Here is a 22,825-nt window from a genome sequence, read left to right as displayed (position 1 = left end):
ATGCGTGCCTTTGCCGAGCTTCTCGATCGCCTCGTTCTCACGCCGCAGCGCAACGCCAAGATCACGCTGATGGCGGATTATTTCCGCCAGGCACCCGATCCGGACCGGGGCTATGCACTGGCCGCGATCGCCGGAACGCTGACCTTGAAGACGGTGAAGCCGAATGTGCTGCGCCAGCTGGTGCTGGAGCAGATGGACGAGGTGCTGTTCCGCTATTCCTACGACTATGTCGGCGACCTCGCCGAGACGATATCGCTGGTCTGGGAAAAACCGAAAGGTGATGACACGCCGCCGCTCGACCTGTCGCTCGGCGCCGTGGTCCATCAACTTGAAACGGCCGGCCGGGCCAATGTCCACGGCCTCGTCCGCAATCTCCTCGACCAACTGGAAGGATCGAGCCGCTTCGCCTTCCTGAAGCTGATCACCGGCGGCCTGCGGATCGGTGTGTCCGCCCGCCTCGTCAAGCAGGCGCTGGCCGATGTCGGCACTGTCGATGTCACGGAAATCGAAACCCTGTGGCACGGCCTGTCGCCGCCCTACACGTCCCTGTTCCGCTGGCTCGATGGCAGCGGCGAAAAACCGGAACTGGATATGCCGGCCGTTTTCCACGCCGTCATGCTCGCAACGCCCGTCGGTGATAATGACCTCGCATCGCTTGACCCGGCGGATTTTGCCGCCGAATGGAAGTGGGACGGCATAAGGGTGCAGCTTGCCAATGTCGGCGGCACGCGGCGGCTCTATTCGCGCAGCGGCGACGATATTTCCGGCGCCTTTCCGGATATCCTGGAAGCCGCCGATTTCGAGGGCATCATCGATGGCGAACTGCTGGTCGGCGGCACCCTGCGCTCCAACAGCGCCACCCGCACCTTTTCCGACCTGCAGCAGCGGCTGAACCGCAAGACCGTAACCCGTAAGATGCTGGAGGACTATCCCGCCTTCATCCGTGGTTATGATCTGCTGTTTTCCGGCCGGCAGGACATTCGTCCCGAAACATTCCTGACCCGGCGCGCTGCCCTTTCAGCCCTGATCGAGACGGCGGCACCTTCGCATTTCGATCTGTCGCCGCTGGTGCCGTTTTCCAGCTGGGAGGAGCTTGACGGGCTGCGGACTGACCCGCCCGATCCGGTCATCGAGGGCATCATGCTCAAGCGGCTGGATTCACCCTACACATCCGGTCGCTCGAAGGGGCCGTGGTTCAAGTGGAAGCGCGAGCCCTACAATGTTGATGCGGTGCTGATGTATGCGCAGCGCGGACATGGCAAGCGCTCCAGCTATTATTCCGACTTCACCTTCGGCGTCTGGACGGAGAGTGACGGCAAGGATGCGCTGGTGCCAGTCGGGAAGGCCTATTTCGGCTTCACGGATGCGGAACTGGAAGTGCTGGACCGCTATGTCCGCAACAACACGATCGAGCGTTTCGGCCCGGTTCGTTCGATAAGGGCGGAGGCTGACCATGGTTTCGTGGTGGAAGTGGCCTTCGAGGGCATCAATTTCTCCACTCGGCACAAATCCGGCGTCGCCATGCGCTTTCCGCGCATTTCCCGCCTGCGAACCGACAAACTGCCGCGCGACGCCGACCGGCTGGAAACGCTGCTGGCGATGATCGGCCAGCCGGAAACGGTCTGATCCGACCTGACCCGAACCGGCGGAACCAATTTTGCGATCGATTGTTAAACGGCAGCGTCACACCAGAGGAGAAGGACGATGCCTGCAAAATCGCAAGCCCAGCAGAAAGCCGCCGGAGCCGCCCTGTCGGCAAAACGCGGAGACACCAAGAAATCCGAATTAAAGGGAGCGTCGAAAGGCATGGAGAAATCCATGACCGAAAAAGAACTCAAGGACTTAGCAGAAACCGACCGCAAGAAGCTGCCCGAGAAGAAGAAGTCCAAGTAACCCCCCGGTATCCAGGGGTGTTGCGAGCACATATTGTTAAGACGGGTTTGCGACACTGCACGCCAATTGCTGTCAGCCTATGGAACGGCATTGGAGATTTCGTGTTTTCGGGACTGTCGCGCATGCTCAGGACATCAACAATCGCCCGCCTGCTGAAACCAAGCTATCTGCCGACTTATGTAGCGCTGGTGGTCGTCATCATTGCCGGCGTATTCGCCGAGCAGCAGAACCGTGCTGTTCATGCGGCAAAAATGCGCGCGGCCGTCACCGCCGAACTCAATCCGATCCGCTCCAAACTCGAAGCCAATATCAATGGTGATATCCAGCTCGTGCGCGGCCTGATCGCGACGATCTCCACCGAACCGGACATGAACCAGAAACGGTTCTCCGATCTCGCCCAAAATCTCTTCAGCGACCGTACACGACTGCGCAGCATTGCCGCGGCACCAAACCTCATTGTCTCGATGGTCTATCCGATAGAAGGCAACCAGAAGGCGCTCGGCCTCGACTACCGCAAGAATGAGAACCAGCGCGCTGCCGCCATGCGGGTCCGCGATCTCGGCAAGATGGTGCTTGCCGGCCCGCTGGATCTTATTCAGGGCGGCCAGGGACTGATCGGCCGGTTTCCGGTATCCGTGTCGGTCGGCGGCCAGTCGAACCGATTCTGGGGCATGGTTTCAGCCGTCATCGACGTGGAGCGCCTGTATCGCGACAGCGGCCTGTTATCGGAGAACCTCGGCCTCGACATCGCTATTTCCGGGCGCGACGGATTGGGCGAAGACGGCGCCCTGTTCTTCGGGGAAAGCCGAATCAGGGGCGCCGATCCGGTCGAGGTCAGCGTCTTTCTGCCAGGTGGTTCCTGGGTTATCAGCGCCGTCCCTAAAGGTGGCTGGGTCGCAACGCCTGACAATGCCTGGCTGGTCCGCGCCCTGATCGTGCTCGGCGGACTTTTCATCCTCGTACCGATGTTCATTACCAGCCGCCTGATGGAAGAGCGGCAGCGCAACATCCATGTGCTGGAGCACAACAAGGACCAGTTGCAAGAACTGTCGCACAGACTGAAGATCGCGCTTGATGCATCCGAGATCGGCATCTGGGAACTGGACATCAACTCCGGCAAGCTCTTGTGGGATAACCGGATGAAAGAGCTGTACGGTCTCCAGACCGAAGCCCGCGAAGTCTACGAGGACTGGCGCGACGCGCTGCATCCCGACGATCTGGGACGGGCCGAGGAGGAATTCCGTGGCGCCGTGCGGAACGGCGACAGCTACGTATCGCAGTTCCGCGTCCGCCTCAGCGGGAACCGCACCCGTCATATCCGTGCCGTCGGCTCGAAATATATCGGCGCCGGTGGCCGTGAAAAGATCGTCGGCGTCAATTTGGACGTAACCGCGGATGTCGAAAAGAACGAGCGGCTGGAAAAGGCAAAGGGGCAGGCCGAGGCGCATAGCGCCGAGCTGGAAGCCGCCCGACATCGCATGGAATTCAACGCCTTGCACGATCCGCTGACGGTACTGCCGAATCGGCGCTATCTCGACCAGATCCTGGCGGAAAAGCAGCCCAAGGCCGCGACCCAGGGCCTCGCCAGCATGTTCCACATCGATCTCGACCGCTTCAAGGAGATCAACGATACGCTCGGCCATGCCGCCGGCGACGAGATCCTGCGTCATGCCGCTGGCATTCTGCGCGCCAATACCGATGCCAATGACTTCGTCGGTCGGATCGGTGGCGACGAATTCGTGATCATCTCGCACAATGGCGGCGTCGAGGGTCACGACACCGATCTTGCCCAACGCATTATTCTGGCTATGAGCGTTCCCGTTCTCTACAAGGAAAAGGAATGCCGGATCGGCGTCAGCATCGGCATTGCCCACCAGAGCCATGCGGACGAGGAACTGACTCAGGTTCTCGTCAATGCCGACATCGCGCTCTATGAAGCCAAGCGCCGCGGCCGTAATCGGCACGAAGTGTTCACCCACTCACTGAAGACGGCCGTCATCCAGACGAAACAGACCGCCGACGAAATTCTGCGCGGGCTCGAACACAACGAATTTGTCGCACATTTCCAGCCGCAATTCTGTCCGACGACGCTCGATATCATCGGCGTCGAGGCCTTGGCGCGCTGGGATCACCCGACCAAGGGCCTGCTCGCGCCCTACGCTTTCCTGAAGACGGCGGAAGATATCAACGCGCTCGCGGAAATCGACCAGCGCATCCTTGAGCAGGCACTGTTCCAGTCCTGCCGCTGGGAAGCGAGCGGCATCAATATTCCAAAAATCTCGGTGAACCTTTCCTATCACCGCCTGCACGACGAAAAGCTGATCGATCGCCTCAAGCAGATGGATATTCCGACGGGCAAGGTATCGTTCGAATTGCTGGAATCGATCTCCTTCGACGAAAGCGACATGACGGTGCTGTCGAATATCGAGCAGATCAAGAGCCTCGGCATCGACATCGAGATCGACGATTTCGGCACCGGATACGCGTCCATCGTCAGCCTGCTAAAGCTGACGCCACGCCGCCTGAAGATCGACAGGCAGCTGGTACTGCCGATCCTGACCTCGGCGAAGCAGCGGCAGCTGGTGGCTTCCATCATCGATATCGGCACGTCGCTCGGCATCGAAGTAATCGCCGAGGGTGTCGAAACCATGGAACATGCGAGAATCCTGCGGGAACTCGGCTGTTATGGTCTTCAGGGTTATGCCTTTGCGCGGCCGATGAGCGCCAACGACCTCGCCAATTTCGCCCGGGAACGCCGCTGGCTGGCGGCCTGAACCACCGTGTCATTTCGTGATTCGCGCGCTTGGGCATCTCCCCGGTCTCGCTCCGCATCAACTCGGTTCGTCGACGCCCAGGTCGATCGCGAAATCCGGGTCTGACTTTCGTTACACCCGTGGGCTGATGACAAGCCCAGGCGCATATCCATGAGCGGTCCGACCCATCTTCGGCAATGATTGCCGGAATCCGGGGTCGCTCATGCAGCCTTCCCCCGCGGGGCAGCTTAGAGAAACAAATCGACACCCACCCGACAAACGCCAGACATGCAGCCGCTGTAGATGGTCAGGCTGCCCGCCGCTCCGTGAAGATGGAAGGCTGGCAGGTGCGAATGGACTATCGGGAAATTTTCGTCATCACTCTTGAAATTACGGACGCAATAGCCAAGCCGTGGCACTTGGGAAACACCAATCCTGGGGATGTTCGTTTTGAACCCCCATCTTTGCATTGTCCCCTCGCATCCGGCGCATAAAGTGTTAAAGACGAAAAAAGTGAATCGTTTGTTACCGGCGCGTGACGGTGCCGGATGGGGACCCACATGAAAATTGTTAAAGCGCTCCTTCCCTTGAGCCTGCTTCTCCTTTCGGGCTGCGTCGTCGGCCCTGATTACCAGTCACCGGACGCCGCTCTCCCAGCAAAATTCTCCGCAGGCGCCAAGGCAGCATCTGACGATGTGACCCTAACACCCTGGTGGGAAGCCTTTCGCGACAAGAAGCTGAACGACCTCGTCGCGCAGGGCATGAATGAAAACCTTGACGTCCAGCAGTCGATCGAACGCATCATGGAGGCCCGCGCCAACGTAATCCTTGCTGCAGCAGGAGGATTGCCTGAGATCAATGCCGGCGCCTCGGCAACCGCGCAGGGTCAGGACGGTTCTTACCTGCGTAACAGCACGAACGGCGTCCGTGACCATAGCCAGACCAAGACGCTCGCTGCCGGTGCGGATGCATCCTGGCTGATCGACCTGTTCGGCCAGTATCGCCGCGCCAAGGAATCGGCTAACGCCTCACTCGACGCCGCCTATGCCGACGTCAACGTCGCCCGCCTCGCCTATCTGTCAGACTTGACAACCTCTTACATTGAGGCTCGCTACAATCAGGAAGCGTACGCCCTGCAGCAGAAAAGCCTCGCGTCCCGGCGCGAGACCCTGAAGCTGACCAACGACATCAAGGCGGCTGGCGCTGCCTCCAACCTCGACGTGGTTCAAGCCGAAGGTCTGGTCAATACGACGCTTGCCGAATTGCCGGGCTATCAGACTGGTTTCCACCAAGCAGCCAATCACATTGCCACCCTGCTCGGCCTGCCGGCAACAACGGTCACGGCCGGCCTGACACGCGGCGGCTCGCAGCCTTCGCCGCGCTACAACACGAAGATCGGCGTACCGGCCGACCTTATCCGCTTCCGTCCAGACATCCGCCGCGCGGAACGTCTTCTGGCGGCACAAACGGCTGCTATCGGCGTTGCCGAAGCACAGCTTTATCCGAGCCTCAGCCTCAGCGGCACGATCGACGGTTCGCGCATCATTGCGTCCGCTGCGACTGGCGGCCTTGGCAGCTGGTCCTTCGGCCCGAGCCTGAACCTGCCTATCTTCAACGGCGGTCGCCTGAAGGCCAATGTCGATGTCGCCAAGTCCGGCGCGCAGCAGCAGTACCTCGCCTGGAAACAGACGGTGCTGAACGCGGTCGAGGAAGTCGAGAACGCGCTGGTTGCACTTCGCAACAACTACCAGACCGTTGCGGCATTGCGCAAAGTGGTCGATTCCTCCGAGGAAGCCCTCGGCCTGGCGCGTGAAAGCTACAAGGGCGGCGCAACATCGCTGTTGGACGTGCTGGACGCTGAACGAAATCTGTCGAACTCGCGCATTGCACTCGCAGCCAGCATTCGCAATCTATCCAACAACTATGTGGCCCTGAACGTCGCCATCGGCGGCGGCTCCAGTGTCGGCGATAGCCCTGTCGTCGAGGTTGCCAAGAAGTAATAAGGAACCTGCCACCAGATTGGCGGGTTTATAAGAGAGACAGAGTCGCGCGGCCGGTTTTCACCTGCCGCGCGTTTTCGTTTGTGATGACCAGGGCCTGGATTGCTTTGTAAGTGCCTTCACAAGAACTCCCCCGTCTTTAAGCGTCTCGGATTTCCGACGCGACCTTCCGACAGCTAACCCCCGTCAACGGCGAGCAACCGAGGCGCCAAGAAGCGTCCCACCGATCAAACGATCGTGGGGGCTTCGGTCAAGCTACCTCGAACGTAGAAGCAATCAGTCCTGCGCAGCGGCGCAGAGAGGCAGGCGCACGGTCTGGATCAGCCCGCCTTCACGGCGGTTGACGATGGTGATCGTGCCGCCATGGTTCTCGATGATTTCACGGGAGATGGCGAGGCCGAGTCCGGCACCGGGCACGAGCTGGCGACGCGCCTGGTCGACGCGAAAGAACGGTTCGAACACGCGGTCGAGCAGGTCCTGCGGGATGCCGGGTCCACTGTCTCGCACCATCAGAATGGCCTCCCCGCCGGTATTGGACAGAGAGACGCGCGCGCCGAGCCCGTGCGTCGCGGCATTGACCACCAGATTGCGCACCGCCCGCTTCAGCGCAAACGGCGACCCCTCGACATCGGCGCGCAGGAACGAGCCCTGCTCGACAGGCAGACCGGTCTCGCGGATTTCCTCGGCGACTGATTTGAGCACGGCATCCAGCGCCACCTTTTCGCGCGCCGCAGGGCTTACCTCCTCGCGGACGAGCCGGATAGCGCTGTCGGCGATATGATCGAGCTCGTCAAGATCCTTCAGCCAGGACTGCCGGTCATCACCATCACCGACGAATTCGGCCCGCAGACGCATCCGGGTCATCGGCGTGCGCATGTCGTGACCCGCGGCTGCGATCATCCGCATGCGGCTGGAGACGGCCGCGTTGAGCCGCGTTGCCAGGCGGTTGATGGTCTTTGCGGTGGTGCGAACCTCCATCGGCCCCGTTTCCGGCAATTCGGGAATGATCCCGTCGGGCCGGATCTTGGCGATGGTTTCGTCGAGAAGACGTAAGGGGCGCATCATAACGTTACTGACATAGGCGGCAATCGCAGCCATGCCGATCGCAACCAGCGCCAGATAGAAGGCGAGCGACAGAGAAGGAAAGGGACCGGGACCGGGAAAATCGAGATAGGCCCAGCGCCCATCATCGAGACGCACGGCAATGTCCTTGGCATGCATGTTGAAGCTTTTCAGGACGACGGACTCGGACTTGTATCCGAGGCGTCGGGCTTCCGACATCAGATTGTCCGTCCGCTCTTGATCGACGCGATCCTCTGCGGGTTCGGGTCGAACGGGAATTTTCATCGTCTCGGCCGCCGTCGGATCGGCGCGCAACAGCATGACCGCGAGTTCGGCCTTTTCGGCGAGGACGCGATCGAACATGGCCTCCGGCGGCTTGCGGACAAGCTGCGCCGTCACGAAAGCGGCGATCACCAAGACCAGCACGACAGAGATGACGAGAAGCACCGTGAACCGGGTACGCAGGGACCACATGGCTAGTTGCTCCGTTCGACGGGAACAGCCAGCTGATAGCCCTTGTTGCGAACGGTCTTCAGCATGTTGAAGACGCTGGCATCGCCGAGTTTGCGCCGTAGCCGGCTAACGAGGATGTCGATCGATCGATCGAAAGGATCTGCCGTGCGACCCTGCGTCAGGTCCAGCAGCGAATCGCGTGAAAGCACCCGGCCTGGACGCTGGAGAAAAACCATGAGCAATTCGAACTCACCACCGGTCAGATCGACGGAGCTTCCGTCCGGCGCAACCAAGGTCCGGCTTTCGATGTCGGCGACATAATTGGCAAAGACATATTGCCGGCTGCCGGCAGGCTGCGGCTCGCTTCGACCACGCCGCAGGACGGCCCGGATGCGGGCGGCCAGTTCGCGTGGATTGAAAGGCTTGCCGAGGTAATCGTCGGCGCCGAATTCGAGACCGATGATCCGGTCCACATCTTCCTTCAGTGCCGTCAGCAGGATGATCGACAGTTGCGGCATGCGCCCGCGCAAGGCCCGGCAAAGATCGAGCCCCGATCCGTCCGGCAGCATGACGTCGAGAACGAGCAGGTCGATCTTGAGTTCGGCAAGCTTTGCCTCGCATTCGCCCCGGCTTCCGGCCAGGCTAACGCGAAAGCCCTGCCCGTCGAGATATTTCCCGAGCAGGCGGCGAATTTCAGGATCGTCATCGACGACCAGAATGTGCGGTGTAATATCCATTGCCCGTTTATACCAGCCGCAGGTCAAAACGCACGCAATCCGCTATCGACGCGTGGACGTTTTCCGTGTCGAAACATTTCCTGATATAGGCCGCTTACATTTTGTTACAAAATAACCTGCGAACATTTCCGGTGCGAAGGGTACCAACAGGCAGCGATCATCGTCGCAAAACCTGCTCTCGCTTCAAGCGGTGCACCGAATTGCCGCAGAACGCCAATTTTATTGCCGTTGCGGGTTGGCATCATGCAGGAAAGCAGACATAAAAACACATGCCCGTGCGTCGTTTTGCGATGCGCTTCGGGGGCCGGTCACGATGTGGCAACGGCAAGACCTTCGCGGACCCCTGCGGTCCTTCTCAGGTAGAAAGATTTAGGGAACGGGCAGATAGAAACCGCAGCGACATTGCTTTTGATTCTGGTACTTGCACCGTTTGCGGGGAGCCTCGCTGCAATCTGCATTCCGACGCATAAAAGCACCGCCGCCGCCTGGCTCGCCGGTGCGATCGCGCTGTTCTGCCTCGTTACGTCCGCCGGCCTCTACACCGTCATCTCGTCCGGCACGCCGCTTCGCTATGACATTCCCTGGTTGCCGGAACTCGGGCTCAATTTCACCCTGCGCATGGATGGCTTCGCCTGGATGTTCGCAAGCCTGGTCGCTGCGATCGGCCTGCTCGTGGTGATCTACGCGCGCTACTACATGTCGGCGAGCGACCCGGTGCCGCGCTTCTTCGCGCTGTTTCTCGCCTTCATGGGCGCGATGCTCGGCGTGGTGCTGTCCGGCAACCTGATCCTGCTCGCCATCTTCTGGGAGCTGACCAGCATCATCTCCTTCCTGTTGATCGGCTATTGGCACCACAACGCCAATGCCCGCGATGGCGCGCGCATGGCACTGACGGTTACCGGCACCGGCGGCCTGTGCATGTTCGTCGGGCTGATGCTGATTGGCCATATCGTCGGCAGCTATGATCTCGATGTCGTGCTCTCATCCGGCAACGTGATCCGCGACCACCCGCTGTACACCACGGTGCTGATCCTGATCCTGCTGGGAGCGCTGACCAAGAGCGCGCAGTTTCCGTTTCATTTCTGGCTGCCGCACGCCATGGCCGCGCCGACGCCGGTTTCGGCCTATCTGCACTCAGCCACGCTCGTCAAAGCCGGCGTCTTTCTCCTGACGCGGCTCTGGCCGGTCATGGCCGGCACGGATGAATGGTTCTGGATCGTCGGCCTGGCGGGATTGTCGACGCTGCTCCTCGGCGCCTATTTCGCCATTTTCCAGCAGGACCTCAAGGGCCTGCTTGCCTATTCGACGATCAGCCATCTCGGCCTGATCACCGTGCTGCTCAGCCTCGGAAGCCCGCTTGCCGCCGTCGCCGCGATCTTCCACACCATGAACCATGCGACCTTCAAGGCCTCGCTGTTCATGGCCGCCGGCATCATCGATCATGAAACCGGTACCCGAGACATGCGGCGGCTGAGTGGTCTGTTCCGCTACATGCCGATTACCGCGACGCTGGCCATGGTCGCCAGCGCCTCGATGGCCGGCGTGCCGCTGCTCAATGGCTTCCTGTCGAAAGAAATGTTCTTCGCGGAAGCAATCGAAACGCACAAATACAACATCCTGGATACGCTGACGCCCTATGTGGCAACGCTCGCCAGCATGTTTTCCGTCACCTATTCGATCCGCTTCATCTACAGCGTCTTCTTCGGTCCGCCGCCGAACGACCTGCCAAAGGCGCCGCATGAGCCGCCGCACTGGATGCTGGCGCCAATCTATTTCCTTGTCTTTTCCTGCCTCGTCGTCGGCGTCATACCGGCGCTGACCATTGGGCCCTTCCTGCATACGGCGGTCCAGTCGGTGCTTGGCAATGCGACGCCGGTCTACAGCCTTGCCGTCTGGCATGGATGGAACCTGCCTCTGTTCATGAGCCTGCTTGCACTCGTTGGAGGCGTCGGCCTGTTCCTCGCGATGAAACCCTATCTGGCGACCAGCATCGAAGGCCCTCCCTTCTTCCGTCGCCTCGAAGGCCAGCGCATCTTCGAGCGCGTGCTGGTCACGCTATCGTGGAAATGGGCACGTTCGATCGAGATGCGCGCCGGCACCCGCCGCCTGCAGCCGCAGATGCGCATCCTCGTGGCTGTCGCGGTGATTGCCGGCGCGGTGACATTGCTCCTGCAAGGCTTCAAGCCTGCGGCAATCGCTTTCCGAAGCATCGATCCGGCCTTCGCCCTGATCTGGCTGATCGGCATGATCTGCGCCATCGGCGCCGCCTATCAGGCGAAGTTCCACCGTCTGGCAGCATTGGTGCTTTTGGGCGGTGCGGGGCTCGTCACCTGCCTCACCTTCGTCTGGCTTTCCGCACCGGACCTTGCCGCCACGCAACTTCTCGTCGAGATCGTCACGACCGTACTGATCCTCTTGGGTTTGCGTTGGCTGCCGAAGCGGATCGAGGATCCCGACGATCCGGAAATGATGACGATCTCGACCCGCCTGCGCCGCCTGCGCGACCTTGCGACGGCGGTCTTTGCCGGCATCGGCATGATGCTCGTCTCCTACACGGTGATGACCCGCGAACTGCCGGAAACCATTTCCAGTTACTTCCTCGAGCGTGCCTACAGCGAAGGTGGCGGCACCAATGTCGTCAACGTCATCTTGGTCGACTTCCGCGGCTTCGACACACTGGGGGAAATCGCTGTCCTGTGCATTGTCGCACTGACCGTTTTCGCGCTCTTGCTGCGCTTCCGCCCTGCGGTGGAAAGCCTGGAAACACCGGAACAGCAGCGCATGCAGAACGCCTTCGATGACGATCATCCGGACCGCAAGAAGGGCGACAGCATCGCCGAATACCTGCTGGTCCCGTCGGTGATCATGCGCTGGATGTTCCCGGTCATCGGCATGCTGGCCGCCTTCCTCTTCTTCCGTGGGCACGATCTGCCGGGCGGCGGCTTTGCGGCCGGGATCGCCATGTCGATCGCCTTCATCTTGCAATACATGGCTGGCGGCACGCGCTGGGTCGAGGAACGGCTGCGCATCCATCCCCTGCGCTGGATGGCGATCGGGCTTCTGGTCGCGACCGCCACCGGTCTTGGCTCCTGGGCGTTCGGCTATCCCTTCCTCACCTCGCATGCGCAATATGCGTCGCTGCCGGTGCTGGGCAAGATCCCGCTCGCCACCGCCATTCTCTTCGATCTCGGCGTGTTCTCGCTCGTGCTCGGCGCGACGGTGCTGATCCTGATCGCACTGGCCCACCAGTCGGTGCGCGCGCCCCGTGCCCAGATGCGCGCGGCGAAGATGGCCACCAAGGAGACTGGCTGATGGAACTCGTTCTCTCCGTGGGCATCGGCGTTCTCACCGCTTCGGGCGTCTGGCTCCTGTTCCGACCGCGCACCTATCAGGTCATCATCGGTCTGTCGCTGCTCTCCTATGCGGTCAACCTCTTCATCTTCGGCATGGGGCGGCTGCGGGTCAATGCACCGCCGATCCTGGAGAAGGGCGGCGCCGGTGGACTACTGACGCATACCGACCCGATCCCGCAGGCATTGGTGCTCACCGCCATCGTCATCGGTTTCGCCATGACCGCGCTCTTCCTCGTCGTTCTGCTCGCATCGCGCGGCCTTACCGGCACCGACCACGTGGACGGCAGGGAGTAGCAACGCGTGAACTGGCTTCAACACTTGATCATCCTGCCAATCCTCCTGCCGATCATCACCGCGGCCGGACTGATCCCAATCGACGAGCGCAACCGGACACTGAAGGGCGTGATCGCCTTTGGCTCTACCATCCTGGTCTTCCTGGTCGGCGTGCTTCTGATGCGAGCGGCTGCGACCGGGACACCGGGAACCGGCGTCTATCTGCTCGGCAACTGGCCGGCGCCATTCGGTATCGTCCTGGTGCTTGACCGCCTGTCGGCGCTGATGCTGGTCCTGACATCAGTGCTGGCGCTCGCGACGCAGATCTTCTCGATGGCGAAATGGCATCGGGCCGGTCATCATTTCCATTCCCTGTTCCAACTGATGCTGGCGGGCCTCAACGGTGCCTTCCTGACAGGCGATCTCTTCAATCTCTTCGTCTTCTTCGAGATGATGCTTGCTGCCTCCTACGGATTGCTGCTGCACGGCTCGGGCATGATACGCGTCAAGGCCGGCCTGCATTACATCGCGATCAACCTTGCCGCATCCTCGCTGTTTCTGATCGGCGTCAGCCTTATCTATGGCGCGACCGGCACGCTGAACATGGCGGACCTTGCGCTCCGGATCACCACGATCGGCCCGGAAAGCCGCGTGCTGATGGAGGCGGGTGCCGCTCTTCTCGGCATCGCCTTCCTGGTCAAGGCAGGCATGTGGCCGCTCGGCTTCTGGCTGCCGGCCACCTATTCGGCGGCGACCCCGCCAGTCGCCGCGATCTTCGCGATCCTGACCAAGGTCGGCGTTTATATCCTGCTGCGCCTGTCCACGCTGCTGTTCGGCAGTGACGCCGGCATTTCGGCCGGATTCGGGCAAGCGGTCCTGCTCTATGGCGGCTTGCTGACGATCGGTTTCGGCGCCATCGGCGTCTTGGCCTCGCAGGCCATGGGTCGCCTGGCGGGCTACTGTGTGCTGGTTTCCTCCGGCACGCTGATGGCGGCGATCGGCCTCGGCAACGGTGCCGTGATCGGCGGCGCGCTGTTCTATCTCGTCAGTTCGACTCTCACGATCTGCGCCTTCTTCCTGCTGATCGAACTGGTCGAGCGCGCCCGCGATGCCGGTGCCGACGTTCTGGCGGTGACGATGGAAGCCTATGGCGACGTCGATGAGAACGAGGAGGAGAAAGAAATCGGTGTCGCCGTGCCTGGCACGATGGCCGTGCTCGGCCTCTGTTTCTGCACCTGCGCCGTCCTCCTCTCGGGCCTGCCGCCGCTCTCGGGCTTCCTGGCAAAATTCGCCATGCTCAACGGGCTTTTCAATCCGGGCGGCCTTGGTGCCGACGTGGCGATCAGCGGCGCGCAATGGGCCTATGTCAGCCTGCTGATCCTCTCCGGTCTGGCCGCCATGATCGCCATGAACCGGGTCGGAATCCGCACCTTCTGGACATCGATCGAAGGCACAGTCCCGCGTGTCTACCTGATCGAGATCACGCCCGTCCTCCTGCTTCTGGCAACTTGCATATTCCTGAGCCTGCAGGCCGGCCCCGCGATGCGCTATATGGATGCGACCGCCAAAGCCCTCTCCGAGCCGCAGAACTATATCGGCCGGGTCATGGCGGCGCCTCGCGCCGGTCAGACGGGAGCGGAATGATGCGCTACTGGTTCCCCTACCCGCTTCTGTCGCTCGCGCTGCTCGTCCTCTGGCTGCTGATCAACCAGTCTTTCGCGCCAGGCCAGATCATCCTCGGCAGCATACTCGGTATTTCGTCGGCCTGGGTGACGGTCAATCTTCAGCCGGACAAGACCAGGCTGAAGACGGTCGTCCGCATCTTCTCCCTCGCCGGGCATGTCATCATTGACATCTTTCGCTCGAATATCGCGGTGATGCTGGTCATCCTGCGCACCCGAACGCAGCCGGCAAATTCCGGCTTCGTCCGGATCGATATCAGCCTCAAGGATGAAAACGCGCTGGCGCTGCTGGCCTGCATCCTGACGGCAACGCCCGGCACCGCCTGGGTCGAATTCGATCGGCAAACCGGCGTCCTGCTGCTCCATATCCTCGACCTCGAAAACAGCGACGACTGGGCGGCCCTGATCAAATCCCGCTACGAAACACCGCTGAAGGAGATTTTCGAATGACCGAACTCTTCATCATCTGGTCGATGCTCGCCTCACAGGTACTTCTCGGTCTCGCCATGGGATGCGCGCTGTTTCGCGTCGTGCGTGGACCGCGGGCGCAGGACCGCATCCTCGGTCTCGATGCGCTCTACATCAACGCGATGCTGCTTCTCCTGACCTTCGGCATTCGCACCGCCAACACGATCTATTTCGAAGCGGCCCTGATCATCGCCCTGCTCGGCTTCGTGTCATCGATCGCCTTTGCCAAGTTCCTGATGCGCGGAGAGGTGATCGAATGAGCCACCTGACCGACCTTCCGACCTGGGCCGCCATTCCAGTCTGCATTCTCCTGCTGCTGGGTTCCGGCATCACGCTGATCGGCTCGATGGGGCTGATCCGGCTCAAAACCTTCTATGGCCGCCTGCATGCGCCGACACTCGGCGCCAGCGCCGGCGTTGTCCTGATCTGCCTGGCCTCGATGATCACCTTCGCCGTGCTGCAGAACCGCTGGATTTTCCATGAAATCCTGATTGTCGTCTTCGTTATCCTGACGACACCGGTCACGCTGATGCTGCTCGGCCAGTCCGCGCTCTATCGCGACCGGATCGAAGGCAATGACGGCGTGCCGCGCAAGGCGACCGGCGCACCAGTGGATACGACGGGCACGGATATCTGACGGAACTTTAAAGTCCGTCACGTCCCCGGAACCGGCGCTGATAGGCGGCGTCATAGAGCGAACTCTCGCGAAAATCGGTCGCTCCGAGCGTCCGGCCGACGAAGATCAGCGCGGTGCGCTCGATCGGCTCGGCGGCCACCCTGGCCTCGATATCGCCCAGCGTGCCGCGCACGACGCGCTCATCCGGCCACGACGCCTTGACGACGATGGCGACCGGGCAGTCGGCACCATAGAGCGGCGTGAGGTCCTCGACCACCTGGCCGAGCGCATGGATCGCCAGATGGATTGCCAGCGTCGCGCCGGTCGCCCCGAACCCGGCCAGCGTCTCGGCATTCGGCATCGGCGAGGCACGTCCGGAAACCCGGGTGAGCACGAGGCTCTGGGCGACGGCGGGTATGGTCAGTTCACGGCCGAGCGCGGATGCCGCGGCGGCAAAGGCGGGAACGCCGGGGGTCATCGTATAATCCAGCCCATGCTTTTCCAGCCGGCGGATCTGCTCGGCAACGGCGCTCCAGACCGAGAGATCGCCCGAATGCAGCCGGGCAACGTCTTGTCCGGCCTCAGCCGCCTTGACATATTCCGCCTCGATCTCGTCCAGCGACATCGGCGCGGTATCGACGATGCGGGCACCTTCCGGGCAATATTGCAGCAGTTCGGGAGACACGATCGAGCCCGCATAGAGGCAGACCGGGCAGCGCGCGATCAGATCGCGGCCGCGAACTGTGATCAGGTCTGCGGCTCCGGGGCCGGCGCCGATGAAATGGACGGTCATGATCGTTCCTTCTGAAATTCCGATGTCACGGCTTGACCCATGACCATTGCGTCACCGGCATGGCCGGACGCCAGCCTATCATGGCGCCGACCGGCGATGCCCGAGCAATATCGATACGGGTGAGCGAGCCGCCAAACCTTGCATGATGCGACAGCAGCACCGCTTCCATTTCCGTCGTCACGGCATTGGCGACCAGACGTCCGCCCGAGCACAAAGCGGCGATCGCGGCCTCCATCACGCCCGCCTCGCTGCCGCCGCCGCCGATGAAGATGACATCCGGACGCGGCAAACCGGCCAGTGCAGCCGGCGCGGTCCCCTGCACGACGGTCAGCCCAGGAACGCCGAACTGGGCCGCGTTGCGCCCGATCCTTTCCGCCCGTTCCGGCGAACCTTCGATGGCGATTGCCCGCATGGCCGGATCGCACAGCATCCATTCGATGCCGATCGAGCCGGAGCCCGCGCCGATATCCCAGAGCAACTCGCCACGGCGGGGGGCGAGTGCCGACAGCGTCAGCGCACGGATTTCACGCTTGGTGATCTGACCGTCATGTTCGAACAGGCCATCGTCGATCCCTGCCACCAGCGGCAAAATGCGGGCCGTGGTTCCGGCGACAACTTCGACGGCGCAGACATTGAGAGAGTTTACCGCTGTCAGCGAGAATTCGGAGGCATGCTGCGATGTCACCCGTTCCTGCGGACCGCCAAGCGCCTCCAGCACCGTTAGCCGGGACTGGCCGAAGCCGCTGTCCGACAGAAGCGCCGCGAGCGCAGCCGGACCGGTTTCATCCGAGGTCAGGGCGAGGATGCGGCTGCCCGGCTGCAGATGCGGGCGGATGAGATCCAGCGGCCGACCATGCAGCGAAACAATCACCGTATCCTGCAACGCCCAGCCGAGGCGGGCAGCGGCAAGGCTGAACGAGGATGGCGCGGGAAGAACATGCATTTCGGATCGATCTATCCGTCGCATCAGGGTGACACCGACGCCGAAGAAAAAGGGATCTCCCGATGCCAGCACCACGACGGGCATGCCGCGCGCGGCGGCGACGGCCTCGACAGATCGCTCGAAGGGGCTCAGCCAGGCATGTCTCTCGCCCTTGATCAGCGGGGCGGCAAGCTCAAGGTGACGGACGCCGCCGAAGACAATCGCTGCCTCGGCAATGCAATGCTTGGCCTCGTCGCCGAGACCCGCTAAACCGTCTTCGCCCAGGCCGATGATCGTCAGCCAGGGCGCGTTTCCGCCGGATGAAAAGGCCTGACCGTTACCCATGCGCAGACACCGTATCCTGATCCTCGGCGGCACCACGGAAGCCCGCCAATTGGCGGGCGCCCTCTCGCAGCGCGCGGATTGCGATCTGCTCCTGTCGCTTGCCGGTCGCACGGCCGAACCGATGGCGCAGCCGGTTCCGGTGCGCAGCGGCGGCTTCGGCGGCAGCGACGGTCTCGCCGCTTACCTGAGCGAGGGAAAATTCGATCTTCTGATCGATGCGACCCATCCCTTCGCCGCTCGGATATCCCACAATGCGGTGATCGCGGCGCGCGCGACCGGCATCGCCTTTTTCGCGCTCCGCCGTCCCGTCTGGCAACAGCAATCCGGCGACCACTGGACCCGCGTTCCCACGATTGCCGAGGCCGTTCCGGCGCTCGGCACCGCGCCCCGCAATGTCTTCCTTGCGATCGGCCGGCAGGAGGCCTTTCATTTCAACGGCGCCCCACAGCATCGCTATATCATCCGCAGTGTCGATCCTGTCACCCCGCCGCTCGTTGTTGCCGATGCCAGCTATATCCTCGCAACCGGCCCCTTCGAGGAGGAGGCGGAGCGGGAACTTCTGGAAAGAAACATGGTCGATGTGATCGTTGCCAAGAACAGCGGCGGCGCGGCCACTTACGGCAAGATCGCGGCGGCGCGGCGACTGGGTATCGAAGTAATCATGGTCGAGCGCCGGCCACCGGCCGAGATCAGCACGGCGGATACCGTCGAAGACGCGCTCGGCTTCGTCGATCACCTTTTCTCCCCTGAAATGAAGCGTGGCGTATAGACCAGATCGGGCTTGCCGGGGCGCGGGACGATCCGCGTTTCCGGCGAGCCGATGATGACGCAAGTCGCCATGTCGGCCTTCTGCGCATCCGCCGTGCCGAGCGGCATGACCAGCATGCGCTCGTCGGGGCGCCCGGCGGCACGGCCGAAAATGACGGGAGTTTCAGCCGGCAGCACCGAGCGCAGAAGCGCGAAGGCTTCCCCGAGCTGCCAGGGACGCGCCTTGCTGATCGGATTGTAGAGCGCGATCACCAAGCCCGCCTCGGCCACCAGCCTCAAGCGGCGGGTGATGACATCCCAGGGCTTCAGATTGTCCGACAGCGAGATGGCGCAGAAATCATGGCCAAGCGGCGCGCCGATACGGGCGGCGACGGCAAGCATGGCGGTGACGCCCGGCAGGATGACGAGGTCAATCGCCCGCCATTCCTGCGGTCCGTTGTCGATCGCCTCGCAGACGGCAGCCGCCATGGCGAAGACGCCGGGATCGCCACCGGAGACGACGCAGACATTGACGCCGCCTGCTGCGCGCACAAGTGCCGCCTGCGCGCGGTCGAGTTCCTCGCGATTGTCGGAGGCGATCCTGTTCTGGTCCGGCCGCAGCGACAGCCGGTCGAGATAGGGGCCGTAACCGAGGAAATCCGTCGATTTCGAAACGGCATCAACCGCCTCAGGGGTCATCTGCTGCGGGCCGCCGGGGCCGGTGCCGATAACGTAAAGCGTGCCGCTCATGGCCTGTCCTTCCAGCCGGGAACCAGCACCAGCGAGAAATAGGGCGCGATATCGTCACCCTTCTCGGCCAGCGGGATCATCGCCGAGTTCGCCATCGTGCCGCGCTCGACATAGACGGCCCGGTCCAGCTTGCCGGAAGCCGCCAGCGCGCGGCGAATCTTCGGCAGGTTGCGGCCGACCTTCATGATCACGGCGGCTTCCGTATCACCAAGGCGGCGCACCAGCTGCGTCTCGGCCATCGTGCCGGGAAGCACGGAGAGCACGTCGTCACCCTGGACGATCGGCAGACCGGCCAGCGACCAGCAGCCGGACATGGCGGTAATGCCGGGAATGACCTCGACCGGGAACCGTCCGGCCAGCCGCACATGCAGATGCATGTAGGAACCGTAGAACATCGGATCGCCTTCGCTGAGGATAGCAACCGTGCGTCCGGCCTCAAGATGTTCGGCGACAGCGGCGGCCGATGCGTCGTAGAAGCCGGTGATCTGGCTCTTGTAATCGTCGTGATCCTTGTCGATCTCGACGGTGACCGGATAATAGAGCGGCAGTTCTACGAGGCCCGGTTTCAACAGCCCATCGACCACGGCCCGACCGTTGCCGCGCCGGCCTTCCTTGGCGAAATAGGCGAGCACGTCGGCCTTCTCGAGCGCGCGCACAGCCTTGAGGGTCAGGAGCTCGGGATCACCGGGGCCGGTGCCGACGCCGATCAGCTTTCCTTGCAATACCGCGCTCAAAGACCCGGCCTCGCCAGCGAATTGACGGCGGCGGCGGTCATGGCGCTGCCTCCCAAACGTCCACGCACGATGGCGTAGGGCACACCATAGGAATTCTCGGCCAGCGCATCCTTGGATTCGGCCGCACCGACAAAGCCGACGGGCATGCCGATGATCGCTGCGGGTTTTGGGGCGCCATCGCGCAGCATTTCGAGCAGGAAGAACAGGGCTGTGGGGGCGTTGCCGATGGCAACAACGGAGCCGGCCAGACGCTCGACCCAAAGTTTCAAGGCCGCGGCCGAACGGGTATTGCCGACCGTCCGGGCGATGTCGGGGGTCCGCGGATCGCGTAGCGTGCAGATGACGTCATTGTCGGCCGGAAGACGTGCGCGGGTAATGCCGTGCGAGACCATGAAAGCGTCGCAGAAGATCGGCGCTCCGCCCTTCAAAGCCTGCCGCGCGGCGGCGACGAAACCGGGCGAAAACTCGAAGAAGCGGGCGGCATCGACCAGCCCGCAGGCATGCACCATGCGGACGGCGAGATCGGCTTCTTCCTCGGAAAAGCGGGACAGGTCTGCTTCGCTGCGGATAATGGCAAATGAACGCTCATAGATGGCGTCGCCATCCCGGATATAATCGTATTCAGGCATCTCTATCCCTGTTGAACCGCGGCCGTGATCACATCCGCTCCAAGCCGTGTAAGGCAGGAGCGGGCCGATTCGCCAGCCCGCTTGCCTTCGCGCACCAGCTTGTCGAGCCGTTCGATCGCGGCTCTTATGTTGTTTTCTTCGATGTATGCGTTTGGTGCGGCAGAGGCTGGGCCATTTACGACAAGTCCATACCCGAATGGCGAAGCCGTGATCGTCAGCGGCGCGGCGGACGGTCTGGCGCATCCCTTGGCGCAACCGGACACATGCACGGTCATCGATCCATCGAGCAGAGAGCGCGCCGCCTCGACCAGCATGCGGGCAACGCCGCGCGTATCGATCCGCGATGAGGCGCAGGCGCCAAATCCGGCACATGCTGCGATATGGTTGCGCGGATCGCCCGGAAAGGCGCGCAGCCCATGTCCGAGCGCCAATGCCTGTGCGGCCTCCATACGGTCGCGACCGATCCCCATCACCAGCATGCCGTGGCCCGGAGTAAGCCGAATGTCCGTCGCACCGAGACTATCGAGCGCTTCCAGAAATACCTTGAGATTGTCGGCATGAATCTGACCAAAGGCCAGCCCGACGCCTAGGACAGCGCCATGTTCGTCAAAATCATGAATGCCGGCAGGGCTTGGAGCGGGTGCGATTGAAGGCAACCCACGTATATCGTCACCAGATGAAAAACGACCGCGCAACACAGCGACATCCAGCTCTTTTGCCCGAGCGAACGGGCCGATGGCGGCGAGGATATCGAGAATATCCATGATCGCTGGAACGACCGCCGCTGCGTCGAACAATGCAACCGGCTGGCCCGAAAGCACGGTGCCCACGACGGAAAGCAGCCACAGGATGCGGTCCTTCGCTTGAATGGCATGAACGCGAATGTCAGCGGTCACGCCTCCGAGATGCAGCCGCCCGCCACCGTCGATGATGACCGAGAGTTTCGGCGCAAGTGACAAGGCGGAACCCCGGGCAGAAAGTGCCGCGCGGAGACCGCTCACCAGCGGCCGGGAATCGGCGATTTCTGTAGGATCAAATCCGGCAAGCGGTGGCGTCTCGATCGCCAGACCTTCCGAGATCTCTATTTCCGCATCCGCGATCATGCGGGCAAGGACCGGCACGGTCTCGTCCGTCAGCCCGCGGATTTGCAGGTTACCACGCGCGGTAACCTCCAGGATGCCATTGCCGCAGGTGAAGGCTGCATCTGCCACGTCGCGCAACTCGCGCAGGCTGAAACCTTGGCCCGACGGCCGCAGGCGCACCAGAAGCCCGTCGCCGGTGACCATCGGCGTGGCCAGCGACGGACAGGCGCCACGGCGCATCGACGCTGGATGCGCGGCGTCCGTCCGGCTCTTGGCTGGCGCGATACAGGTCGTCATTGCAGGCGGCATTTCTCTATTCTTCGGGAAGCGGTCTTTCGTCGTCAGGGAACTGCCGACACGCGCTCGGACTATCCTACAGCAGCAGAAACCAACCCGCCATCTCCCGTTGCGAATAGCTCTGACGCGAAACGCCGCACTATGGCCCGCTACTCCTCGAAATCGCGGCCCTTCTGCAAGAGGTAAATATCCATGATCCAGCCATGGCGCGCGCGCGCCTCTGCCCGGGTCGTCAGGATATCCTGCTTCACCTCCGCCAGCCGCCCGGAAATGACGATTTCCTGGTCCGTGCCGAGATAGGCGCCCCAATAGATCCGCGCATCCAGATCCTCGATTGCCATGAAGGCCTGCTCGCCGTCGAGCATGACCACGGCGGTCTCCACCCGGCCCGGGAAACTTTCTGCAAGGCGCCGGCCCGTGGTGATCTCCACCGGCTTGCCGACCAGATTGAGCGGAATGCGGTGGCTTGCGGCCAATGCCTGGACGCTGGTGATGCCCGGAATGACGGAATAGTCGAAAGCCACGGTTTCCATCGCGCGGACACGCTCGACGATGCGGATCGTGCTGTCATAGAGCATCGGATCGCCCCAGACGAGAAACGCAGCAGTCTCTCCCTCGGCAAGCTCCTCGGAAAGCAATTTTTCGTAAGCCGAGGCGATCGCGGCATGCCATTGATCGACGCTTTGGTGATAGGAACGATCCGCCGTCTGGCGAACGGGAATATCAAACTCCACCGTCCGGCTGTCGGCGCGGGTGACGTAACGCGACACGATAGTCCGTCGGACATCCGCAAGCTGCACCTTCTCGTCGCCCTTGCGGGGAATGAAAAGCACGTTGGCCTGGTTCAGGGCATTGATCGCCTGCACCGTCATATGCTCGGGATTGCCGGCACCTATGCCTACGATCAGAACGGTCTTCATGTCACGGCTTTCTCGGATCTTTCCGCGTCTTTGGCCGATTGCCGCAACGGATGCAAGAGTGGCCGATTTCCGGCACGGCGCATTTGCGGCCGGTCGCGCCGCTGGCCGGCATCTGGCGCTAGACTGGAGTGGCCAAGTAACCGATTAAGCACAATAAATATTTTTAGGACTCGGAAAAGAAACCGTGGCAATAATTAGGGCTTTCCACTATGAGGTCGCAAACTTCATTTATATAGGCGCGGAACCCGGAAACGGGAGCGCAAACAGCATGTTTCCCAGGTGACAGACCCCCAGGTAATGCCGGCTTTAGAAATTA

The 22,825-nt window shown here is 62.1% G+C and carries 20 protein-coding genes; 11 read left to right on the top strand and 9 right to left on the bottom strand.

The annotated features are described in order from the left end of the window. From ACST81_RS05000 to ACST81_RS04985, 4 genes are all read left to right on the top strand, one after another. Complete coding sequence (locus tag ACST81_RS05000) at positions 1-1,626, top strand: cisplatin damage response ATP-dependent DNA ligase (RefSeq protein WP_438751743.1); 1,626 nt, start codon at positions 1-3, stop codon at positions 1,624-1,626. A gap of 78 nt (positions 1,627-1,704) precedes the next feature. Continuing rightward, positions 1,705-1,893 carry a DUF3008 family protein gene (locus tag ACST81_RS04995; protein ID WP_438751742.1) on the top strand — a complete coding sequence of 63 codons (189 nt, stop codon included), beginning with the start codon at positions 1,705-1,707 and terminating at the stop codon, positions 1,891-1,893. A gap of 122 nt (positions 1,894-2,015) precedes the next feature. Then, positions 2,016-4,667 (top strand): bifunctional diguanylate cyclase/phosphodiesterase, encoded by a 2,652-nt coding sequence (locus ACST81_RS04990; RefSeq protein ID WP_438753386.1) that lies wholly within the window; start codon positions 2,016-2,018, stop codon positions 4,665-4,667. Between the two features lie 539 nt (positions 4,668-5,206). Beyond that, positions 5,207-6,646 carry an efflux transporter outer membrane subunit gene (locus ACST81_RS04985; RefSeq protein WP_438751741.1) on the top strand — a complete coding sequence of 480 codons (1,440 nt, stop codon included), beginning with the start codon at positions 5,207-5,209 and terminating at the stop codon, positions 6,644-6,646. Between the two features lie 276 nt (positions 6,647-6,922). On the opposite strand, the gene ACST81_RS04980 is transcribed toward ACST81_RS04985, so the two are convergent. Both ACST81_RS04980 and ACST81_RS04975 read right to left on the bottom strand, forming a co-directional pair. Continuing rightward, on the bottom strand, positions 6,923-8,182 hold the full coding sequence (locus ACST81_RS04980) for an ATP-binding protein (RefSeq protein WP_438751740.1): 1,260 nt from the start codon (positions 8,180-8,182) through the stop codon (positions 6,923-6,925). Positions 8,183-8,184: 2 nt separating this feature from the next. Further along, positions 8,185-8,898 carry a response regulator gene (locus ACST81_RS04975; protein ID WP_438751739.1) on the bottom strand — a complete coding sequence of 238 codons (714 nt, stop codon included), beginning with the start codon at positions 8,896-8,898 and terminating at the stop codon, positions 8,185-8,187. Positions 8,899-9,300: 402 nt separating this feature from the next. Between ACST81_RS04975 and ACST81_RS04970 the strand changes: the two genes are divergently transcribed. The 6 genes from ACST81_RS04970 to mnhG are packed head-to-tail and all read left to right on the top strand — an operon-like array spanning position 9,301 to position 15,311. Further along, the gene (locus tag ACST81_RS04970) at positions 9,301-12,210 is read left to right on the top strand and encodes a monovalent cation/H+ antiporter subunit A (RefSeq protein WP_438751738.1); all 2,910 of its coding nucleotides are present in this window, start codon (positions 9,301-9,303) and stop codon (positions 12,208-12,210) included. After that, positions 12,210-12,545, top strand: coding sequence for a Na+/H+ antiporter subunit C (locus tag ACST81_RS04965; protein WP_438751737.1), 336 nt, complete (start codon positions 12,210-12,212; stop codon positions 12,543-12,545). Before ACST81_RS04970 ends, ACST81_RS04965 begins: the two co-directional genes overlap by 1 nt. Positions 12,546-12,551: 6 nt before the next feature. Continuing rightward, a complete protein-coding gene (locus ACST81_RS04960) occupies positions 12,552-14,168 on the top strand; it encodes a monovalent cation/H+ antiporter subunit D (protein WP_438751736.1) in 1,617 nt (538 codons plus the stop codon). Next, positions 14,168-14,656, top strand: a complete 489-nt coding sequence (locus ACST81_RS04955; protein ID WP_438753384.1) for a Na+/H+ antiporter subunit E — start codon at positions 14,168-14,170, stop codon at positions 14,654-14,656. Before ACST81_RS04960 ends, ACST81_RS04955 begins: the two co-directional genes overlap by 1 nt. Beyond that, a complete protein-coding gene (locus tag ACST81_RS04950; RefSeq protein ID WP_438751734.1) occupies positions 14,653-14,934 on the top strand; it encodes a K+/H+ antiporter subunit F in 282 nt (93 codons plus the stop codon). The genes ACST81_RS04955 and ACST81_RS04950 overlap by 4 nt, the downstream gene beginning before the upstream one ends. Beyond that, a complete protein-coding gene (mnhG, locus tag ACST81_RS04945) occupies positions 14,931-15,311 on the top strand; it encodes a monovalent cation/H(+) antiporter subunit G (protein WP_438751733.1) in 381 nt (126 codons plus the stop codon). Before ACST81_RS04950 ends, mnhG begins: the two co-directional genes overlap by 4 nt. Positions 15,312-15,318: 7 nt before the next feature. On the opposite strand, the gene cobM is transcribed toward mnhG, so the two are convergent. Beyond that, positions 15,319-16,083: a precorrin-4 C(11)-methyltransferase gene (cobM, locus tag ACST81_RS04940; protein WP_438751732.1), complete on the bottom strand. Its 765-nt coding sequence runs from the start codon at positions 16,081-16,083 to the stop codon at positions 15,319-15,321. Positions 16,084-16,108: 25 nt separating this feature from the next. Beyond that, positions 16,109-17,350, bottom strand: coding sequence for a precorrin-6y C5,15-methyltransferase (decarboxylating) subunit CbiE (gene cbiE, locus ACST81_RS04935; protein ID WP_438751731.1), 1,242 nt, complete (start codon positions 17,348-17,350; stop codon positions 16,109-16,111). Here cbiE and ACST81_RS04930 point away from each other — a divergent pair. Next, the gene (locus ACST81_RS04930) at positions 17,349-18,119 is read left to right on the top strand and encodes a cobalt-precorrin-6A reductase (protein WP_438751730.1); all 771 of its coding nucleotides are present in this window, start codon (positions 17,349-17,351) and stop codon (positions 18,117-18,119) included. The genes cbiE and ACST81_RS04930 overlap by 2 nt on opposite strands. On the opposite strand, the gene ACST81_RS04925 is transcribed toward ACST81_RS04930, so the two are convergent. The 5 genes from ACST81_RS04925 to cobF all read right to left on the bottom strand — a co-directional run bounded on the left by ACST81_RS04925 (position 18,083) and on the right by cobF (position 22,509). Then, complete coding sequence (locus ACST81_RS04925) at positions 18,083-18,847, bottom strand: precorrin-3B C(17)-methyltransferase (RefSeq protein ID WP_438751729.1); 765 nt, start codon at positions 18,845-18,847, stop codon at positions 18,083-18,085. The genes ACST81_RS04930 and ACST81_RS04925 overlap by 37 nt on opposite strands. Next, complete coding sequence (locus tag ACST81_RS04920; protein ID WP_438751728.1) at positions 18,844-19,581, bottom strand: precorrin-2 C(20)-methyltransferase; 738 nt, start codon at positions 19,579-19,581, stop codon at positions 18,844-18,846. Before ACST81_RS04920 ends, ACST81_RS04925 begins: the two co-directional genes overlap by 4 nt. Beyond that, positions 19,578-20,210 (bottom strand): precorrin-8X methylmutase, encoded by a 633-nt coding sequence (locus ACST81_RS04915; RefSeq protein WP_438751727.1) that lies wholly within the window; start codon positions 20,208-20,210, stop codon positions 19,578-19,580. Before ACST81_RS04915 ends, ACST81_RS04920 begins: the two co-directional genes overlap by 4 nt. Positions 20,211-20,212: 2 nt before the next feature. After that, entirely contained in the window at positions 20,213-21,589 is a 1,377-nt protein-coding gene (gene cobG / locus ACST81_RS04910; protein WP_438751726.1) for a precorrin-3B synthase, read from the bottom strand. Positions 21,590-21,738: 149 nt separating this feature from the next. Then, positions 21,739-22,509 carry a precorrin-6A synthase (deacetylating) gene (gene cobF, locus ACST81_RS04905; RefSeq protein WP_438751725.1) on the bottom strand — a complete coding sequence of 257 codons (771 nt, stop codon included), beginning with the start codon at positions 22,507-22,509 and terminating at the stop codon, positions 21,739-21,741. Positions 22,510-22,825: the final 316 nt, after the last annotated feature.

The sequence above is a fragment of the Pararhizobium sp. O133 genome, assembly GCF_051669845.1.
Lineage (GTDB): Bacteria > Pseudomonadota > Alphaproteobacteria > Rhizobiales > Rhizobiaceae > Pararhizobium.
Note: the sequence above shows the minus strand (reverse complement) of the source record. Positions and strands in the feature narration are given on the sequence as shown.

What these genes read in the sequence shown, in the direction of transcription:
- ACST81_RS05000 (WP_438751743.1), top strand. Translation starts at nt 1, where the DNA reads ATGCGTGCCTTTGCCGAGCTTCTCGATCGCCTCGTTCTCACGCCGCAG.
- ACST81_RS04995 (WP_438751742.1), top strand. Translation starts at nt 1,705, where the DNA reads ATGCCTGCAAAATCGCAAGCCCAGCAGAAAGCCGCCGGAGCCGCCCTG.
- ACST81_RS04990 (WP_438753386.1), top strand. Translation starts at nt 2,016, where the DNA reads ATGCTCAGGACATCAACAATCGCCCGCCTGCTGAAACCAAGCTATCTG.
- ACST81_RS04985 (WP_438751741.1), top strand. Translation starts at nt 5,207, where the DNA reads ATGAAAATTGTTAAAGCGCTCCTTCCCTTGAGCCTGCTTCTCCTTTCG.
- ACST81_RS04980 (WP_438751740.1), bottom strand. Translation starts at nt 8,182, where the DNA reads ATGTGGTCCCTGCGTACCCGGTTCACGGTGCTTCTCGTCATCTCTGTC.
- ACST81_RS04975 (WP_438751739.1), bottom strand. Translation starts at nt 8,898, where the DNA reads ATGGATATTACACCGCACATTCTGGTCGTCGATGACGATCCTGAAATT.
- ACST81_RS04965 (WP_438751737.1), top strand. Translation starts at nt 12,210, where the DNA reads ATGGAACTCGTTCTCTCCGTGGGCATCGGCGTTCTCACCGCTTCGGGC.
- ACST81_RS04955 (WP_438753384.1), top strand. Translation starts at nt 14,168, where the DNA reads ATGCGCTACTGGTTCCCCTACCCGCTTCTGTCGCTCGCGCTGCTCGTC.
- ACST81_RS04950 (WP_438751734.1), top strand. Translation starts at nt 14,653, where the DNA reads ATGACCGAACTCTTCATCATCTGGTCGATGCTCGCCTCACAGGTACTT.
- mnhG (WP_438751733.1), top strand. Translation starts at nt 14,931, where the DNA reads ATGAGCCACCTGACCGACCTTCCGACCTGGGCCGCCATTCCAGTCTGC.
- cobM (WP_438751732.1), bottom strand. Translation starts at nt 16,083, where the DNA reads ATGACCGTCCATTTCATCGGCGCCGGCCCCGGAGCCGCAGACCTGATC.
- ACST81_RS04930 (WP_438751730.1), top strand. Translation starts at nt 17,349, where the DNA reads ATGCGCAGACACCGTATCCTGATCCTCGGCGGCACCACGGAAGCCCGC.
- cbiE (WP_438751731.1), bottom strand. Translation starts at nt 17,350, where the DNA reads ATGGGTAACGGTCAGGCCTTTTCATCCGGCGGAAACGCGCCCTGGCTG.
- ACST81_RS04925 (WP_438751729.1), bottom strand. Translation starts at nt 18,847, where the DNA reads ATGAGCGGCACGCTTTACGTTATCGGCACCGGCCCCGGCGGCCCGCAG.
- ACST81_RS04915 (WP_438751727.1), bottom strand. Translation starts at nt 20,210, where the DNA reads ATGCCTGAATACGATTATATCCGGGATGGCGACGCCATCTATGAGCGT.
- cobG (WP_438751726.1), bottom strand. Translation starts at nt 21,589, where the DNA reads ATGACGACCTGTATCGCGCCAGCCAAGAGCCGGACGGACGCCGCGCAT.
- cobF (WP_438751725.1), bottom strand. Translation starts at nt 22,509, where the DNA reads ATGAAGACCGTTCTGATCGTAGGCATAGGTGCCGGCAATCCCGAGCAT.